We start from the raw sequence: 16,654 nt of genomic DNA, 5'->3' as shown, positions 1-16,654 counted from the left end.
AAGTCCGAACCGATCCCGTGCCGGGTCAATCAGTTGCCGGGACGATTCCGTTCGTTACCGATCCAGTTACCATCCGCGTCCCAGTGGTCCTCGCGCTTCTTCGAGGGCTGCACGCGCGGCGGCTCGCCCGGCATCTTGGGGTAGTCGGGCGGGAAGTTGAGCTCGACGCCGTCCCACAGCCCGAGCAGCGGCGCGAGGTCGTGCTGCACCGAATCCATCTCGGCCCACGGGTCCCGCTGGGCGATCAGCGGCGGCACCGTGACCAGGTTCAGCTCGGCCGGGTCCTCGATCCCGTCGAGCTCGTCCCACGTGATCGGCGTGGAGACCCGGCCCCCGGGGCGCGCCCGCAGGCTGTACGCCGACGCGATCGTGCGGTCGCGGTTGTTCTGGTTGAAGTCGATGAAGATCCGATCTCCTCGCTCCTCCTTCCACCAGTTCACCGTCACCCCGTCGGGGTCGCGTCGACCCAGCTCCTGTCCGACCCCGATCGCCGCGTGTCGGACATCCTCGAACGACCACTCGGGTCGGATCCGGACATAGAGGTGCACGCCGCGGTTGCCCGAGGTCTTCACGTAACCGGTGATGCCGTGCTCGAGCAGCAGGTCCCGAGCGGCCACGGCGACGCGCTTGGCGTCGGCGAACCCTGTGGATCCGTAAGGGTCGAAGTCGAGACGCAGCTCGTCGGGGTGGTCGAGCTCGGGGCGACGTACGGGCCAGGGGTGGAAGGTGAGGGTGCCCATCTGGGCGGCCCAGACCAGGGCGGCCGGCTCGGTGGGGCAGAGCTCGTTCTGGCTGCGTCCGGACGGGAACGTGACGTGCGCGGTCTCCACCCAATCAGGAGCGCCCTTGGGCAGCGCCTTCTGGTAGAAACCGTCGCCCACGGTCGCCTTGGGCGATCCCGGGTTGCCGTCGCGGATCGGGACGGCCATCGTCATGCCCTCGCGCCAGCCGTCGGGCCAGCGCTCCAACGCACAGGGCCGCAGCCCGATGCTGGCCATCATCGGCGCACCGACGGCGGCGTAGTACTCGGCGACCATCAGCTTGGTGATCTCAGGCGTCCGTTCGGTCGCCTCGAAGATCACCCGGTCGGGGCTGGAGACGCGGACCTCACGCTCGCCCACCGCCACCATTGCCGCTGCCGCCTTCGCCATGACTCCACGCTAGTGGGTCACGGCGGCGGCGCGGATCAGCTGCGCTTCTTGTACGCGCCCCAGCCGAGGGCAACGATGATGGCACCGATGACCGAGCCGATCAGGCCCGCGGGGTGCAGGCCGAGGTCGCCGTCGACGATCAGGCCGATCAGCAGCCCTCCGACGAACGAGCCCGCCAGGCCCGTCCAGAAGGCGGTCGGCCAGTCGATGTCGTTGAAGCCGTGGCCGAGGATCAGCTGGGCCAGGCCGCCGACGAGGAAGCCGAAGACGAGGATCGCGAGGATGAGCATGCCCGAACGCTATCGGTTCGGGCATGCTCACGCTCGCTCAGACCCGCTCAGTAGCGGAAGGTGCCCACCAGCTGGTCCAACGTGCCAGCCATCTCAGCCAGCTGGGTCGCCGACAACGACGTCCCCTGCGCACCCTGCTGCGTCTCCGAAGCAGCCCGCGCCACCTTCGTGATGTCCTCAGCGATCCCGGTCGCACCCGTCGCAGCCTCAGTCACCGAACGAGCGATCTCGTTCGTCGTCGCGGTCTGCTCCTCCACCGCAGCAGCAATCGTCCCGGTGATGTCATTGATCTGACCGATCACACTCGACACCTCACCGATCGCCGCCACCGCATCAGCAGTGTCACCCTGGATCGCCTCGATCCGACGACCGATCTCCTCGGTCGCCTTCGCCGTCTCAGCAGCCAGCTCCTTGACCTCGTTGGCCACCACCGCGAAGCCCTTACCCGCATCACCAGCACGAGCAGCCTCGATCGTCGCGTTCAACGCCAACAGATTCGTCTGCTGCGCGATCGAGGTGATCAACGCGATCACCTGGCTGATCTCCGACGACGACTCATCCAACGACGTCACCGTGCCACGCACCTGCTCCGCCACCCGGACCGCACTCTCAGCAACGACCGACGCATCCGTCGCGTTCTTCGCGATCTCCCGGATCGACGCCGTCATCTCCTCAGCAGCAGTCGCCACCGTCGCGATGTTCGCCGAAACCTGCTCAGCCGCAGCCGACACGTTCCCCGCCAGATCAGACGCCTGCGCACTCCCGCGATCCATGTCATCACTCATCCCCGCCAACAACGACGAAGCCGACGTCAACGACGACGAGGTCTGACCGATCTGCGCCATCGAGGAACGCAACGACGACGCCAGCTCACGCAACGCATCAGCCACCATCCCCAGACTGTCCTCACCCGTCACATCCAGATGACCAGCCAGATCACCAGCAGCCAACGCCTGCGCATAGGTCAACATCTGACCCACCCGACGCGCATCCTCCTCAGCCTTCGCCGCCACCTCAGCAGCACGAGCCCGCTCCACCTCAGCCTCAGCCTGCTCACGCTCACGCTCAGCCAGCCGCTGACGCTCCTCCACCTCACGAGCCTCACGCTCGACCTGCGCCTCACGCTCACGACGCTCCAGCTCAGCCGCCGCACGCTCCGACGCAGCCTGCGCCTCCAGCTCAGCCTTCTCCGCCACCTGACGCGCCTCAAGCTCAGTCCGCTCCAACACCGCCTGCTGCTCCGCAGCCAACCGCGCCTCACGCTCACCCTGAGCCACCAACGCCGCCTCATCAGCAGCATCCAACGACGCAATCACCGCATCCACCGACACCGAGATCGACCCGATCTCATCCTCATTCGGATGATCCACCCGCAACGAACGATCACCCCGAGCAATCGCCTGCAACGACTCCACCACCCGCTTCAACGGACGCGTGATCGACCGAATGATCCCGGCCGCGGAGGCCAGGTAGATCAGGATGCCCAGGAGGGCGATCACGATGATGGAGGTGCGCAATGAGCTGAGCGCGTCGTCCATCTGGACCGAACGGTCCTTGCGCTCCTGCAGGTTGTGGGCGATCAGTTTGGTGAAGAGCGCGTCGGTGGCGAGGTACTCGTCGGTGCCCTCGAGCACAGCCACCCGGGAGGCACCCACCATGTCGCCGGCCTTCATCTTCCGGATGAAGTCCTCGTTGAGGTCGTGGTACGTCGCGGCGGCCTGCTGGACCTCGGAGATGAGATCGAGGGCGGCCTGGTCACCACCCCCCTCTCCGGAGGTCTGGTCGGCGGCCTCGATGTCCTTCACGGTCTCCAGGTGCTTGACGACCAGGTCGTACATCTCGTCGACGTAGGCGATCGTCGAATCGGTGACGCCGGGCGACTCCTTCTCGACCCGCGGTGCACTCAGCGAGGTCTGAGCCGCGTCGTCACTGCCGATCCAGGCCGCGTGGGCGGCGTTGATCGCGGTGGCTGCGTCGGCGTTGGAGTCGTTCGCCTTGATCGCCTCCATCACCGGGTTGACCCGCAGCAGGACGATCCCGCCCATGACGGCGATCACGAGGACCGCGATCGCGGACATCACCCACAGGCGCTGACGGACCGTGACCCGGCGGGTCAGGCGCTTGAAACCGCCCGGCTGGGCCGGAGCAGGAGCGGAGGTGGATGCGGAGGCCCAGGATCCCTGGCCGCCATGGGGTGAAGCGGGGTTCGGCAGAGCGCCCGAGCGCTCGAGGACCAGGGAGGTCATGGTTGTCCTTCGCGTGTCAGAAATCAGTACGGACGACCTATCGGCCACGGTGCGTCCGACCCAAGCGCGGAAGCGAGACAGAAATCGGGACGTCCCGGCCGGGTCCTGGGACCTGACCGGGACGTCCCGTGTCTGTGGAGCAGAACTCAGTAGCGGAAGGTGCCCACCAGCTGGTCCAACGTGCCAGCCATCTCAGCCAGCTGGGTCGCCGACAACGACGTCCCCTGCGCACCCTGCTGCGTCTCCGAAGCAGCCCGCGCCACCTTCGTGATGTCCTCAGCGATCCCGGTCGCACCCGTCGCAGCCTCAGTCACCGAACGAGCGATCTCGTTCGTCGTCGCGGTCTGCTCCTCCACCGCAGCAGCAATCGTCCCGGTGATGTCATTGATCTGACCGATCACACTCGACACCTCACCGATCGCCGCCACCGCATCAGCAGTGTCACCCTGGATCGCCTCGATCCGACGACCGATCTCCTCGGTCGCCTTCGCCGTCTCAGCAGCCAGCTCCTTGACCTCGTTGGCCACCACCGCGAAGCCCTTACCCGCATCACCAGCACGAGCAGCCTCGATCGTCGCGTTCAACGCCAACAGATTCGTCTGCTGCGCGATCGAGGTGATCAACGCGATCACCTGGCTGATCTCCGACGACGACTCATCCAACGACGTCACCGTGCCACGCACCTGCTCCGCCACCCGGACCGCACTCTCAGCAACGACCGACGCATCCGTCGCGTTCTTCGCGATCTCCCGGATCGACGCCGTCATCTCCTCAGCAGCAGTCGCCACCGTCGCGATGTTCGCCGAAACCTGCTCAGCCGCAGCCGACACGTTCCCCGCCAGATCAGACGCCTGCGCACTCCCGCGATCCATGTCATCACTCATCCCCGCCAACAACGACGAAGCCGACGTCAACGACGACGAGGTCTGACCGATCTGCGCCATCGAGGAACGCAACGACGACGCCAGCTCACGCAACGCATCAGCCACCATCCCCAGACTGTCCTCACCCGTCACATCCAGATGACCAGCCAGATCACCAGCAGCCAACGCCTGCGCATAGGTCAACATCTGACCCACCCGACGCGCATCCTCCTCAGCCTTCGCCGCCACCTCAGCAGCACGAGCCCGCTCCACCTCAGCCTCAGCCTGCTCACGCTCACGCTCAGCCAGCCGCTGACGCTCCTCCACCTCACGAGCCTCACGCTCGACCTGCGCCTCACGCTCACGACGCTCCAGCTCAGCCGCCGCACGCTCCGACGCAGCCTGCGCCTCCAGCTCAGCCTTCTCCGCCACCTGACGCGCCTCAAGCTCAGTCCGCTCCAACACCGCCTGCTGCTCCGCAGCCAACCGCGCCTCACGCTCACCCTGAGCCACCAACGCCGCCTCATCAGCAGCATCCAACGACGCAATCACCGCATCCACCGACACCGAGATCGACCCGATCTCATCCTCATTCGGATGATCCACCCGCAACGAACGATCACCCCGAGCAATCGCCTGCAACGACTCCACCACCCGCTTCAACGGACGCGTGATCGACCGAATGATGAACACCGCGGCGAGCAGGAACAGCAGGCCGCCGATGACGGCGACGCCGACGATGGTGATCCGGAGCGAGCTCAGGTTGTCGTTGACGCTCGCGGTCCGGGTGGCCTGCTCCTTCGCGTTGGCGTCGAGCAGGTCGAGGAACGCAGTGTCGAGCTTGGCGTAGGCGTCGTTGCCGGAGATGACCGCGATCTGAGCTGCCTCCACCTCGTCGCCGGCCTTCATCTTCCTGATCGCCTTCAGGCCGAGCTCGTGGTACCCGGTGACCTGGCTCTGGATCGACTCGACCATGGCGACCGCCTGGGGCAGGCTGGCCACGATCTTCGCCGCGTTGTCCAGATGCCCCATCGCGGTCTCGTAGTCCTCGTCGAACAGGTCGACCAGATCCTGGGTGGTGCCCGGGTTGTCAGCCTCGATCGGCTCCGCGTTGATCGCCGTCTGCACGTCGTCGTCGCTGGAGATCCAGGCAGCGCGGGCCGCGCTGATCTCGGCGTACGACTTCGTCGCGAGCGTGTTCGCGTCCGTCGACTCCATCACCGGGGTGACGCTCTTCATCACCAGGACCGACATCACGGCGATGACGACCAGCGCGATCGCGGCCATCGCCCACAGTCGCTGCCGGATGGTGACCCGACGCACGAGGCGCTTGAAGCGGCTCGGCTGCGGCGCGGCGGGGCCGGCGTCGGAGGCGGACCAGGATCCCGGTCCGCCAGCGGGTGAAGCGGGGTTCGGCAGAGCGCTCGAGCGCTCGAGGACCAGGGAGGTCATGGTTGTCCTTCGGTGTCAGAAATCAGTAACCCCTCCCTCATCGACCGGGGACACCCAGACCGAAGTCCCGGATCAGATGAATCTCGTCACCTCCCCCATTAGCGTGGGTGTATGAGCAGCCCGGACGATGCGGTCGCCCTCGTCGAGGAGTTCCTCGACCTCCTGGCCCAGCGCCAGGCCGACGCGGCGATCGCCCTGCTCAGCCCCGACATCGCCTGGCGCAACACCGGCATGCCGACGCTGCGCGGAGCCCGGGCGATCGATGCTCTGCGGCAGATGGAGCGACGCAACATCACCTTCCGTGTCGACACCCACCACATCGCCGGTACGACGTCCGCGACCGCGGCCGGCGAGCAGTCGGTGGTCCTCACCGACCGCACCGACTTCCTCGGCTACGGAAAGTTCGAGGCGTCCTTCTGGGTCTGCGGCACCTTCATCGTGCGTGAGGGCCGGATCACCGACTGGAACGACCACTTCGCCGGCGGCAACGTCGTCGTCGGCCTGGTGCGCGGACTGATCGGGCTGGCCTCGCGATAACCGCCGCCCTGGTGTGCCCGATTACGCTGGTGCCCATGGGCTACAACGTCGAGAAGAGTGACGCCGAGTGGCGCGAGGAGCTGTCTCCTGAGGAGTACGCCGTCCTGCGCCAGGCCGGCACCGAGCGTGCGTTCGTCGGCGAGTACACCGACACCGAGACCAAGGGCGTCTACGTGTGCAAGGCGTGCGACGCCGAGCTGTTCGCCTCCGACACGAAGTTCCACTCCGGCTGCGGCTGGCCGTCGTTCTACCAGCCGATCACCGACACGATCGAGTACATCGAGGACAACAGCCACGGGATGAAGCGGACCGAGGTCCGGTGCGCCAACTGCGGCTCGCACCTGGGTCACGTCTTCCCCGACGGTTACGGCACCCCGACCGGGGACCGGTACTGCATCAACTCGATCTCGATGAAGCTCAACACCGCGGAGTAGACGCGTCTGCTAGACCTGTGGCGTGAACGTCGCGCGCCGGATGTGGACCCTGCTCGAGCCGATCCACGTCGTCACCTACTTCTCACCTGAACCGCTCGGCGCCCTGCGGGACGCCGGCTATCGCGGCTACTGGATGGGGTACTTCGCCCAGCGCAGTGCGCCCTTGGGCGCGGCGAGCCCGGAGCTGGTCGAGGCGCTGTTCTACAACTTCAGCCCCGAGCACATCGGTCGGGCGCTGCCCGACGCCTGGGCGATCGCCCCACCGGGGGCAGCCCTGGCCGCGCGACGCGACGGCTCGGCGGCCGCGCTCGCCCGGATGGCGGCCACCGGCGACGTCCGGACCGACATCGCCCGGGCTGCGGAGATCGCCGGCGAGATCGCCCAGGGCGCACCGGTCGAGGGTCGTGCGCTCTTCGCCGCACACCGCGCGCTGCCGGAGCCGGGTGACCCGTTCGCTCGGCTCTGGCACGCGGCCACCCTGCTGCGCGAGCACCGGGGCGACGGCCACGTCACCTCCTTGCTGGCCCACGGGATCGGCGGCCGCGAGTCCCACGTCTTCCACGCCCTCAAGCACCAGATGCCGGCGGAGGGCTACGAGATCAGCCGCAACCTGTCGGCCGAGGAGTGGGCCGGCCACCTCGAGGCGCTGCGCCTGCGGGGCCTGGTCGACGCCGACGACTCGCTGAGCGACGACGGCCAGGAGATGAAGCAGTCGATCGAGGACCTGACCGACATCCTCGCGGAGGCGGCGTACGCCGGGGTGAGCGATGCCGACCTGGAGGAGCTCGAGGCGCTGGTCGGCCCCCTGCGGCACGCGATCGCGGCCAGTGGCGAGCTGCCGAACCCGACGCCGACCGGGCTGGTGCTGTGACGCGCCGGATCGCGATGTGGTCAGGTCCGCGCAACCTGTCGACGGCGATGATGCGCGCGTTCGAGAACCGAGCCGACTGCACGGTCGTCGACGAGCCGCTCTACGCCGCCTACCTGGCCACCACCGGCATCGACCACCCCGGGCGTGAGGACGTCATCGCCAGCCAGTCCACGGACTGGCGCGAGGTCGCGGCGGAGCTGACCGGCGGAGCGCTGGCCACCGAGCTCGGCTACCAGAAGCACATGACCCACCACTGGCTGCCCGGGATGGACGCCGCGGCGTTCGCGGGACTCGAGCACGCCTTCCTGATCCGCGACCCCGAGCGGGTGCTGACCTCGTACGCCAAGGTCCGCGAGGAGCCGACCCTGGAGGACCTCGGCCTGCCGCAGCAGGTCGCCCTCTTCGAGACCTTCGGCGGGCCCGTGATCGACGCCGCCTCCGTGCTCGCCTCGCCCGCGTCCGCTCTCACGGCGCTGTGCGCGGCCCTCGGGATCGACTTCGACGAGGCGATGCTGACCTGGCCGGCCGGACCCCGGGACAGTGACGGCGTCTGGGCGCCGCACTGGTACGCCGGGGTGTGGGCCTCGACCGGCTTCGACGCCGTCTCCCCCGGCGCCGCGGATCCGTTGCCGGACCGTCTCGCACCGCTGCTGGAGCGGTGCCTGCCCTACTACGAGCGGCTGGCGCCGTACGCCCTGAAGGAGAGTGCCTGATGCAGCAGAGCTACGACGAGCGCAACGCCGACCTCCAGGTCTGGATCAACGGGGAGCTGGCGCACCGGGACGCGGCGCGGATCAGCCCGTTCGACTCGCTCGCCCAGGGCGGCGACGGGGTCTGGGAGGGACTGCGGCTGACCCGGGGTCGGATCTTCAAGCTGACCGAGCACCTCGACCGGCTGCGGCGCTCGGCGAAGGCGCTCGCGTTCACCGACATTCCCACCGACGCGGCGATCACCGAGGCGATCCGGGAGTGCCTGGCCGCCAACGCGATGCACGACGACGTCCACATCCGGCTGACGCTCTCGCGCGGGGTGAAGGTGACCAGCGGGATGGACCCCCGGCTCAACCAGGCCGGGCCGACGCTGATCGTGCTGGCCGAGTTCAAGTCACCGGTGTACGACGACGGGGGGATCTCGTTGATCACCGCGTCGCAGCGGCGGCCGCGCGCCGACATGCTCGACCCGAAGATCCACCACAACAACCTGCTGCCCTCGATCCTGGCCAAGATCGAGGCCAACGTCGCCGGCGCCGACGACGCGCTGATGCTCGACGACCTCGGCTTCATCGCCGAGACCAACGCGACCCACGTCTTCCACGTCGCCGGCGGAGTGCTGCGCACCTCGACCACCCGGGCGTGCCCCGAGGGCATCACGCGGGAGTGCGTGCTGTCCGAGCTGGCGCCGTCCCTCGGCATCGCGACCGAGGTCGGCGACTTCTCGCTGACCGAGATCTACAACGCCGACGAGGTGTTCGTGACCGGCACGATGGGTGGCCTGACTCCCGTGCTGACCATCGACGGACGCACGATCGGGGACGGTCGGCCGGGACCGGTCACCGCGTCTGTCAGCGCTGCCTACCGGGAGCTGCAGGCAAGCGAGGGGACCGTGGTGGCTCCCCTCGCCGGGTGAGTCAGGACTTCCAGAACGAGTAGGCGCCGGAGCCGGCGACAGCGGTGACCACCCAGCGGTAGGTGCCGCTGGCTGCGGTGTAGCTGACGTCCTCGGCCGATCCGCTCGACGTGCTCGACGCCACCGTCGACCACGAGCAGAGCACCAGGACGCAGGACTGCTTCTGCAGTGCGAGGTCGAAGTTGGCGCCCGCCGGTCCGCGCAGGAAGCCCTTGAGGACCCCGCTGCCGGTGAAGCTGCCGGCCGGGGTCGCGGTGGCTCCCGCGGCGAGAGTGCCGTCGTAGCGGGTGCAGGTGCTGCACGGGGTGCTGGCCACGGTCACGCTGGTCGTCGTGGTCCCGGTCTGGCCGGCGGTGTCGGTGACCGTCAGTCGCACGGTGTAGGTGCCGGCGGCGTAGGTGCGGTTCGCCGTCACCCCGGTCGCGGTGGCACCGTCACCGAAGCTCCAGGCATAGCTGGCGATCCCGCGGTCGTCGCTCGACCCGGAGGCGTTGAAGGAACAGGCCAGACCGGTGCAGGCCACCGTGAACGCGGCTGTCGGGGCGCTGTCGACGTTCGGGTCGGACGTCGCGACCCCGTTGTAGAGGAGCTTGTTGGGCGATCCGCTGCCCGGGTCGGTGACCACACCGGGGGTGGCACCGTCGGCGACCAGCTGCTGGGCCGCGGCCGCACTGAGCCCGGGCTGCGCCGTCCGCACGAGGGCGAGCACGCCGGCGACGTGCGGGGAGGCCATCGAGGTGCCGCTCATGGTGGTCGAGCCCGAGGTGGTGCTATAGCTCGCCGCGGTGATCGTGTCGCCGGGAGCGAACAGGTCGACGCAGGTGCCGAAGTTGGAGAACGAGGCCCGGGCGTCGGTCTTCGTGGTCGCCCCGACGGTGAGCACCGACGGCGCGGCCGCGGGCGAGGTGGTGCAGGCGTTCTTGTTGTCGTTCCCGGCCGCGACCGCGAGGGCGACGCCGGAGCTGACCAGCCGGGCCGCAGCGGCATCGATGTCCGCGGAGACCGCGGTGCTGCCGAGCGACATGTTCGCCACCGCGTTGGGGCCGTGGTTCTGGGCGACCCAGTCCATCCCCGCGATGATGGCGGTGCCGCTGCCCGACCCCTGGCAGTTGAGCACCCGGATCGCGTGGATGGTCGCCTTCTTGGCGACGCCCCAGACGGTGCCGGCCGCGGTGCTGGAGACGTGGGTGCCGTGCCCGTTGCAGTCCGTCCAGGCGGCGGGGTCGGGGGTGCCGATGCCGAGCAGGCCGCCGGCGACGAAGTTGCGGCTCACGCCGACCCGACCGGTGAACTCGCTGTGGTTCGGGTTGATCCCGGTGTCGATCACGTAGAGGTTGCTGTTCTGGCCGGCGCTCGACGGGTAGGAGTAGGACCCGCTGAGCGGCAGCGCCCGCTGGTCGATCCGGTCGATCCCGTACGTCGCCCCGGGCTCGACGTCGGTCGCGCGGACGTCGACGTCCTGGCGCACGCTGGTCACACCGGGCAGTGCCCGCACCAGGGCTGCGGCGCTGCTGGGCAGCACCACGGAGAACCCGTTGAGGACGGTGTCGAAGGTGGTCAGCACCTGGCCGCCGAACGGCGCGACCAGGGTGCGGGCCAGGCTCGGCACCACGTCGCGGCTCGGGCTCAGCTGGACGATGTAGCGCTGGAGGGGGCCGGTCGGCACCGCGGCTGCCGCCCGTGTGGCCGACGTCGGTGCGGCCGACGTCGGTGCGGCCGAGGCCGCAGGCGTGAGGGCGGGAGCGGCGGCGAGCCCTCCCGAAGCGACCAGCGTCAGTGCTGCTGCACTGGCGAGACGACGTACGACGAGAGCTGACAAGGCGTGCCTCCTCCGTGGAGCACCCCGCTGTGCTCCTCCGGAGTGAGCAACGACACACCCCCGGCGGGGGTCACGGAAGCTGTTTGAGCAGCTCCGCGACGGTGATCCGGCGGCCGGTGTAGAACGGCACCTCTTCGCGCACGTGGCGACGGGTCTCCGAGGCACGCAGGTGGCGCATCAGGTCGACGATCCGGCCGAGGTCGTCGGCCTCGAACGCGAGGATCCACTCGTAGTCGCCGAGCGCGAACGACTGCACCGTGTTGGCGCGGACGTCGGGGTAGCCGCGGCCCATCTGGCCGTGCTCGGCGAGCAGACGGCGGCGCTCGGACTCCTCGAGCAGGTACCACTCGTAGGAGCGGACGAAGGGGTAGACCGCGACGTAGTCGTGGGCGCGCTCGTCGGCGAGGAAGGCCGGCAGGTGCGAGCGGTTGAACTCGGCCGGGCGGTGCAGCGCCGCCTGGGACCAGACCGGGGTGAGGCGGCTTCCGAAGGCGGTGCGGCGCAGGGCGTGGTAGGCCGCCTGCAGCGTGCCGATCTCCTCGGCGTGCCACCAGACCATCAGGTCGGCGTCCGCGCGCAGTCCGGCGACGTCGTACAGGCCGCGGAGCACGACCCCGCGCTCCGCCTGCTCGGCGAGGAACGCCTCGAGCTCGGCGGCCTCACCCTTGCGGACGACCTCGTTGGAACCGAGGGTGCGGGTGAGGGAGAAGACCGACCACATCGTGTAGCGCTGGGTCTCGTTGAGCTCGTTGATCCGGGCTGCGTTGGACTTGATGTGGGCCTGCGGGTCGTCGGCGCCCGGCGTCTCGGTCATTGCGCCATTATGGCTGTGGCACCAGCATCCGACAGCACCGGGGACAGCGAGGGTGGAGATGAGCGCAGGGAACGTGATTCGGTCTCGGCCGGTCTGGATCGGACTGCGGATCGCGGCGCCGGTCGCGATCCTGGCGGCGATCTGGGTGACGCTGGACGCCTCCCGAGACCTCTGGGCGCGGGAGGGGTACGACGACCTGACGACGCTCTGGGTGAACTTCTTCTCCTACTTCACGATCCTGTCCAACCTGGCCTCGGCGGTCGTGCTGGCGGTCGGGGCCGTCGTGCTGCTGTGCGGAGGGAATCCCCAGCTGCCCCGCTGGAACCTGGTGCGGATCTCGGTAGCGGTCTACATGGGCATCACCGGCGTCGTCTACAACCTCCTGCTCCGCGGCATCGAGCCCACCGGACCGCAGGCGGACATTGCCGACTGGCCCAACGAGATCCTGCACGTGGTCGCCCCGATCGTGGTGGTGCTGGACTGGCTGCTCGCGCCCGGGCGCACACCGATCGCGTGGAAGAAGATCTGGACGATCCTGGCGTTCCCGATCGCGTGGGCCGCGTACACGTTGATCCGCGGCCCGCACACGGTCGACCAGATCAACGGTGAGTCCTTCTGGTACCCGTACCCGTTCCTCGATCCCCACAACGGCGGCTACCTCGCCGTGGCCGGCTGGGTTGTGCTGATCTCCGCCGCGTTCGCCGGGATGGCCGCGCTGCTGATCTGGGCCTCGCGCCGCGGTCCGACCACCTAAGTGGCCCCAAAACCGGAGTCCTCGGCGTCATCGGGCGACTTTTGGGGCCACTTGAGGGACCGGCCCAGGCGTCGCTCGAAGGCTTCTCGCCCTGAGTCGGTGTAGAGGCTGTCCGCCAGCAGGGCGAGCCACGGGGCGACACTGATCAGCCGCCCGAGGCGTGCCGCGATCGGAGCCAGGATGTCCGCGGGCCGAAAGAGCAGGTCCGGCGCGGTCCAGGCTCTTCTCGGCCGTCCCAGATCGGCCAACCCCCGATCGCGGGCGAGGTCCTTGCGCAGCTCCGCGGCTGTGCGGTGCCCAGCGCCGTCGTACTCCTGGGGGTCCCCCGTCTCGTCGACCACCAGGTCCACGCGGGCGACGAAGCGCCCGGAGTTGTCCCGCAGCACGACCTGCGGCGTGACGGGGATCCCGCACGCGACGTGCAACACCCGGAGCATCGTCTCCCAGGCCGACTCGGAGCGGCCGTCTGCAAGGGCGAGCGCTGCACGGAAGGGTCGCACCCCTCGGCGCGGACGGCTGCAGATCTCGTCCAGCTCGGCGCGGGTGCAGAGCTGCTGGTGCAGTGCGCTGTCGATCAGCACGACCTGATCGAGGAGGCCGAGGACGGACGCGGTGGCCAGCAGTGCCTCGGGGACCGACGCGATGCCGATGCCTCGGACCTGCACGTGTGCGGGGGTGCCGGACGACGTGGAACTGGGGGCGCCGCGAGCGCCGGGTCTTGCAGTCCTGGGCCACGAACAGGGGCAGGTCGTCAGGGAGCGACGGGAGCCAGAGTCCGTGGAATCGGGCGGCAGTCAGCCCGGTGAAGATCGCGCTCGGTCCGAGCACGGGACCCCAGCCCATCACCTGGTCGAGGCCACGCTCGCTCGGCAGGGTGGGGTCGAGGCGGACGCCGTAGGCGGGGTGGTCGGGGGTGGGTTCCATCCGTCCACGCTGCCGATTAGACCTCCACCCACGGGCTCGGACGCCGACCGGCGGTGAACAAGTGGCACCAAAACCCCGCCTGGGGACGCTAGCTGGGCACTTTTGGGGCCACTTGGCGGGCCCATCAGTGGGAGCTAACGGAGCGGTGCGGCCAGGTCGGCGGCTGCGCGATGGGCGCTGGCGATCACGGCGGGAATCCCCACGCCGTCGTACGTCGCCCCGGCGATGGCCAACCTCGGGACCTGCGCCACGGCCTCACGGATGCGAGTCACCCGGTCGAGGTGGCCGACGGCGTACTGCGGCAGGCCCTCGGTCCAGCGCTGCACGGCCGCGTCGACGGGGAACGCCGTGATCCCGGCGGCCTCGGCGAGGTCGGCCAGGGAGTCGGTGATCAGCTCCTCGTCGGAGCGGTCGAGGGCTGTCTCGCGGTGGCGGCCCACGGAGGTGCGCAGGATGGTCAGGTCTCCGCCCTCCGCGGCACGTCCGGCCTCGCGGACCCAGTCCCACTTGGCGAACGAGAACGTGGCCGCCTTGATCTTGCGGCCGTCGACCGGCGGCACCAGGAAGCCGGACGTGGAGCCGTCCAGGCGGGGGACGTCGGCGGTCCGGAACGCGAACGTCACCACGGCCATGTTCGCGGTCTCGATGCCCGCGAGCTCGGCGGCAGCGACGGGCGCCACGGTGTCGAGCAGTCGCGCGGCAGCCGGTGCCGGGGTCGCGATCACCACCCCGGCAGCCCGGAGCTGGTCGGCGCCGCCGGCCAGGGTGTTCTCCGCGACCGAGACGCTGGCACCGGCAGCACTGTGCAGGGCCGCCTCCCAGGCGCCGGCGGCGCGGTCGGGGACCCCGGGGCCGGCGATCTCGAGGACGAAGTCGGTGTCGGTGCGGCGGAGGCTGGTCACGGTGATCCCCGTGCGGACGTCGAGTCCGTCGGCCAGCGCGGCGGGGAGCTGCCACATCCCTCCCCGGACCCCGGCGAAGACCGGCTCGGTGGAGACCGGGATCGCAGCCGCCTGCGAGAGCAGCGAGCCGCGACCGGCCAGGGCGGCCAGCTGCGGGACGGTGGCGCGCAGCGAGAGCTCACGGGCGCGGCCGGCGTACACGCCGCCGAGCAGGGGCTCGACGAGACGGTCGGTGACCTCGGGGCCGAGCCGGGCGTCGATGAACTCGCCGACGGAGACGTCAGCGTCCTCGTTCAGCTGCTGGACGATCTCGTGCTCGACCGCGGTGATCCCGGAGACCGAGAGGACCCCGGAGGCCTGCAGCTGAGCCAGATCCATCGGGACGCCCATCAGCGAGCGCGGCATCGGACGCAGGGCGCCGCGGGTCCAGATCGTCGACGTGGCCGCGGTCGGGTGGACGATCGGCAGGCCGAGCTCGGTGGCCAGCGCGGTGCCTTCGGGGCGACGGTGCAGCATCGCTTCGGCGCCGACGTCGACGGTGACCCCGGCGACCGTGCCGGCGCGGAGCTTGCCTCCGATCCGGTCGCCGGCCTCGAGCACCAGCACCTGGTGGCCGGCGGCGACGAGGTCCCGGGCGGCGGTCAGCCCCGCGACCCCGGCCCCGATGACGACGACCCGCTTGGAAGCACCCACCGCGCCATCCTGCCACCCGCCCCTGGGTCGAAACCTGGAAGGCTGGCCCCATGAGCACCTCCGTCCTCGTCACCGCCGCCGAGCTGGCTTCCGCCCTCGACTCCCCCACTCCGCCGGTGGTGCTGGACGTGCGCTGGCTGCTCGGAGGGCCTCCGGGACACGGCGAGTACCTGACGGGCCACATCCCGGGCGCGGTCTTCGTCTCCCTCGACCGGGAGCTGGCCAGCCACGGCGAACCCACCGACGGCCGCCACCCGCTCCCCTCAGTGGAGGCGTTGCAGGAGGCGGCGCGACGCTGGGGGATCTCCTCCGACAGCTCCGTCGTCGTGTACGACGACAGCGGGAACACGGCCTCGGCGCGGGCGTGGTGGCTGCTGCGCTGGGCGGGCCTGTCCGACGTGCGGCTGCTCGACGGGGCGCTCGGGGCGTGGCGGGCGGCCGGGCTGGAGCTGGCCACCGACGACGTCTCCCCGGCTCCCGGAGACGTCACCCTCGTCGGGGATCAGCTGCCGGTGCTTCAGTTCGCAGACGTCGCGGCCTTCGACGGGGTGCTGCTCGACGCCCGGGCCGGTGAGCGCTACCGCGGCGAGGTCGAGCCCATCGACCCGAAGGCCGGCCACATCCCGGGTGCGGTCAGCGCACCGACCGGGGAGAACCTCACCTCCGACGGATTCTTCAAGCCGGTCGACGAGCTGCGGGCCCGGTTCGAGGCGGTCGGCGCCACCGACGGCGCCCGCGTGGCGACGTACTGCGGCTCAGGGGTGACCGCGGCGCACGAGATCGTCGCGCTCGAGCTGGCCGGGGTCAGCGCGGCGCTGTACCCGGGGTCATGGAGCCAGTGGAGCCAGCACGACCTGCCCGTCGAGACCGCGTGATCAGACGCAGCAGGGCGACGTTGGTCACGGCGGCGGTCGCCACCGCGAGCACTCCGACGATGTCGGTGGTCAGCTCGAACCAGGACGCGGGGCCGTCGATGAAGCAGGTCTCTTCGGTCCCACTGCCGATGCAGGTCCCGCTCGCGGTGTCGGGGTTGGCCCCGGGCAGCAGCGCGAGGAACCCGTAGACCAGGTAGTACCCGGGGAGCGCCGCGAGGCCCATCGGCAGCGCCAAGGCGAACCCCGCCAGGATCCACTCCGTCGACTCGGTCGCGAACCCTCGGGCCGCCACGCCTGAGACGACGAGGACGTACGTCGCCTCGGCGACGAATCGGGGGGTGATCCGCATGAGGGCCATCCTCCCCCGGTTCACCGCGTGCTCGACGTTACTTTCCCCCTGTT

The 16,654-nt window shown here is 69.7% G+C and carries 16 protein-coding genes; 7 read left to right on the top strand and 9 right to left on the bottom strand.

Annotated features, from left to right (window positions below; genetic code table 11):
* Positions 1 to 29: 29 nt before the first annotated feature.
* From ACZ5J1_RS01355 to ACZ5J1_RS01340, 4 genes are all read right to left on the bottom strand, one after another.
* Positions 30 to 1,151 carry a DNA polymerase domain-containing protein gene (locus tag ACZ5J1_RS01355; RefSeq protein ID WP_464561826.1) on the bottom strand — a complete coding sequence of 374 codons (1,122 nt, stop codon included), beginning with the start codon at positions 1,149 to 1,151 and terminating at the stop codon, positions 30 to 32.
* Positions 1,152 to 1,186: 35 nt separating this feature from the next.
* Positions 1,187 to 1,441, bottom strand: coding sequence for a GlsB/YeaQ/YmgE family stress response membrane protein (locus ACZ5J1_RS01350; RefSeq protein ID WP_464561824.1), 255 nt, complete (start codon positions 1,439 to 1,441; stop codon positions 1,187 to 1,189).
* Between the two features lie 47 nt (positions 1,442 to 1,488).
* Complete coding sequence (locus ACZ5J1_RS01345) at positions 1,489 to 3,687, bottom strand: methyl-accepting chemotaxis protein (protein ID WP_464561823.1); 2,199 nt, start codon at positions 3,685 to 3,687, stop codon at positions 1,489 to 1,491.
* 146 nt (positions 3,688 to 3,833) lie between these two features.
* Positions 3,834 to 6,002 carry a methyl-accepting chemotaxis protein gene (locus tag ACZ5J1_RS01340; protein WP_464561821.1) on the bottom strand — a complete coding sequence of 723 codons (2,169 nt, stop codon included), beginning with the start codon at positions 6,000 to 6,002 and terminating at the stop codon, positions 3,834 to 3,836.
* 111 nt (positions 6,003 to 6,113) lie between these two features.
* On the opposite strand from ACZ5J1_RS01340, the gene ACZ5J1_RS01335 reads away from it, so the two are divergent.
* The 5 genes from ACZ5J1_RS01335 to ACZ5J1_RS01315 are packed head-to-tail and all read left to right on the top strand — an operon-like array spanning position 6,114 to position 9,471.
* On the top strand, positions 6,114 to 6,539 hold the full coding sequence (locus ACZ5J1_RS01335) for a limonene-1,2-epoxide hydrolase family protein (RefSeq protein ID WP_464561820.1): 426 nt from the start codon (positions 6,114 to 6,116) through the stop codon (positions 6,537 to 6,539).
* A 35-nt stretch (positions 6,540 to 6,574) separates the two neighbouring features.
* Positions 6,575 to 6,973 carry a peptide-methionine (R)-S-oxide reductase MsrB gene (gene msrB / locus ACZ5J1_RS01330; RefSeq protein ID WP_464561819.1) on the top strand — a complete coding sequence of 133 codons (399 nt, stop codon included), beginning with the start codon at positions 6,575 to 6,577 and terminating at the stop codon, positions 6,971 to 6,973.
* 22 nt (positions 6,974 to 6,995) lie between these two features.
* A complete protein-coding gene (locus ACZ5J1_RS01325; RefSeq protein ID WP_464561817.1) occupies positions 6,996 to 7,844 on the top strand; it encodes an SCO6745 family protein in 849 nt (282 codons plus the stop codon).
* Positions 7,841 to 8,557: a sulfotransferase-like domain-containing protein gene (locus ACZ5J1_RS01320; RefSeq protein WP_464561815.1), complete on the top strand. Its 717-nt coding sequence runs from the start codon at positions 7,841 to 7,843 to the stop codon at positions 8,555 to 8,557. Before ACZ5J1_RS01325 ends, ACZ5J1_RS01320 begins: the two co-directional genes overlap by 4 nt.
* Positions 8,557 to 9,471: an aminotransferase class IV gene (locus ACZ5J1_RS01315; RefSeq protein ID WP_464561814.1), complete on the top strand. Its 915-nt coding sequence runs from the start codon at positions 8,557 to 8,559 to the stop codon at positions 9,469 to 9,471. The genes ACZ5J1_RS01320 and ACZ5J1_RS01315 overlap by 1 nt, the downstream gene beginning before the upstream one ends.
* A 1-nt stretch (position 9,472) precedes the next feature.
* On the opposite strand, the gene ACZ5J1_RS01310 is transcribed toward ACZ5J1_RS01315, so the two are convergent.
* Positions 9,473 to 11,290 carry a S8 family serine peptidase gene (locus tag ACZ5J1_RS01310; protein WP_464561812.1) on the bottom strand — a complete coding sequence of 606 codons (1,818 nt, stop codon included), beginning with the start codon at positions 11,288 to 11,290 and terminating at the stop codon, positions 9,473 to 9,475.
* Positions 11,291 to 11,360: 70 nt separating this feature from the next.
* Positions 11,361 to 12,104, bottom strand: coding sequence for a hydrogen peroxide-dependent heme synthase (gene hemQ, locus ACZ5J1_RS01305; RefSeq protein ID WP_464561811.1), 744 nt, complete (start codon positions 12,102 to 12,104; stop codon positions 11,361 to 11,363).
* A gap of 58 nt (positions 12,105 to 12,162) precedes the next feature.
* On the opposite strand from hemQ, the gene ACZ5J1_RS01300 reads away from it, so the two are divergent.
* The gene (locus ACZ5J1_RS01300) at positions 12,163 to 12,858 is read left to right on the top strand and encodes a Pr6Pr family membrane protein (RefSeq protein ID WP_464561810.1); all 696 of its coding nucleotides are present in this window, start codon (positions 12,163 to 12,165) and stop codon (positions 12,856 to 12,858) included.
* On the opposite strand, the gene ACZ5J1_RS01295 is transcribed toward ACZ5J1_RS01300, so the two are convergent.
* Together ACZ5J1_RS01295 and ACZ5J1_RS01290 are read right to left on the bottom strand one after the other, a co-directional pair.
* Positions 12,855 to 13,523: a hypothetical protein gene (locus tag ACZ5J1_RS01295; RefSeq protein WP_464561807.1), complete on the bottom strand. Its 669-nt coding sequence runs from the start codon at positions 13,521 to 13,523 to the stop codon at positions 12,855 to 12,857. The genes ACZ5J1_RS01300 and ACZ5J1_RS01295 overlap by 4 nt on opposite strands.
* 393 nt (positions 13,524 to 13,916) lie before the next feature.
* Entirely contained in the window at positions 13,917 to 15,377 is a 1,461-nt protein-coding gene (locus ACZ5J1_RS01290) for a protoporphyrinogen/coproporphyrinogen oxidase (protein ID WP_464561806.1), read from the bottom strand.
* A 50-nt stretch (positions 15,378 to 15,427) separates the two neighbouring features.
* Here ACZ5J1_RS01290 and ACZ5J1_RS01285 point away from each other — a divergent pair, with 50 nt between their 5' ends.
* Positions 15,428 to 16,252, top strand: a complete 825-nt coding sequence (locus tag ACZ5J1_RS01285) for a sulfurtransferase (RefSeq protein ID WP_464561804.1) — start codon at positions 15,428 to 15,430, stop codon at positions 16,250 to 16,252.
* Here ACZ5J1_RS01285 and ACZ5J1_RS01280 read toward each other — a convergent pair.
* Positions 16,182 to 16,601, bottom strand: a complete 420-nt coding sequence (locus ACZ5J1_RS01280; protein ID WP_464561802.1) for a hypothetical protein — start codon at positions 16,599 to 16,601, stop codon at positions 16,182 to 16,184. The two genes, ACZ5J1_RS01285 and ACZ5J1_RS01280, sit on opposite strands and share 71 nt — an antisense overlap.
* Positions 16,602 to 16,654: the final 53 nt, after the last annotated feature.

The organism is Nocardioides sp. JCM 18999, assembly GCF_055391175.1.
This window is presented reverse-complemented; position numbering and strand designations above follow the sequence as displayed.

Coding starts and splice junctions, on each gene's coding strand:
- ACZ5J1_RS01280 (WP_464561802.1), bottom strand. CDS start 16,601: ATGCGGATCACCCCCCGATTCGTCGCCGAGGCGACGTACGTCCTCGTC.
- ACZ5J1_RS01340 (WP_464561821.1), bottom strand. CDS start 6,002: ATGACCTCCCTGGTCCTCGAGCGCTCGAGCGCTCTGCCGAACCCCGCT.
- ACZ5J1_RS01335 (WP_464561820.1), top strand. CDS start 6,114: ATGAGCAGCCCGGACGATGCGGTCGCCCTCGTCGAGGAGTTCCTCGAC.
- ACZ5J1_RS01355 (WP_464561826.1), bottom strand. CDS start 1,151: ATGGCGAAGGCGGCAGCGGCAATGGTGGCGGTGGGCGAGCGTGAGGTC.
- ACZ5J1_RS01285 (WP_464561804.1), top strand. CDS start 15,428: ATGAGCACCTCCGTCCTCGTCACCGCCGCCGAGCTGGCTTCCGCCCTC.
- ACZ5J1_RS01300 (WP_464561810.1), top strand. CDS start 12,163: ATGAGCGCAGGGAACGTGATTCGGTCTCGGCCGGTCTGGATCGGACTG.
- hemQ (WP_464561811.1), bottom strand. CDS start 12,104: ATGACCGAGACGCCGGGCGCCGACGACCCGCAGGCCCACATCAAGTCC.
- ACZ5J1_RS01350 (WP_464561824.1), bottom strand. CDS start 1,441: ATGCTCATCCTCGCGATCCTCGTCTTCGGCTTCCTCGTCGGCGGCCTG.
- msrB (WP_464561819.1), top strand. CDS start 6,575: ATGGGCTACAACGTCGAGAAGAGTGACGCCGAGTGGCGCGAGGAGCTG.
- ACZ5J1_RS01315 (WP_464561814.1), top strand. CDS start 8,557: ATGCAGCAGAGCTACGACGAGCGCAACGCCGACCTCCAGGTCTGGATC.
- ACZ5J1_RS01345 (WP_464561823.1), bottom strand. CDS start 3,687: ATGACCTCCCTGGTCCTCGAGCGCTCGGGCGCTCTGCCGAACCCCGCT.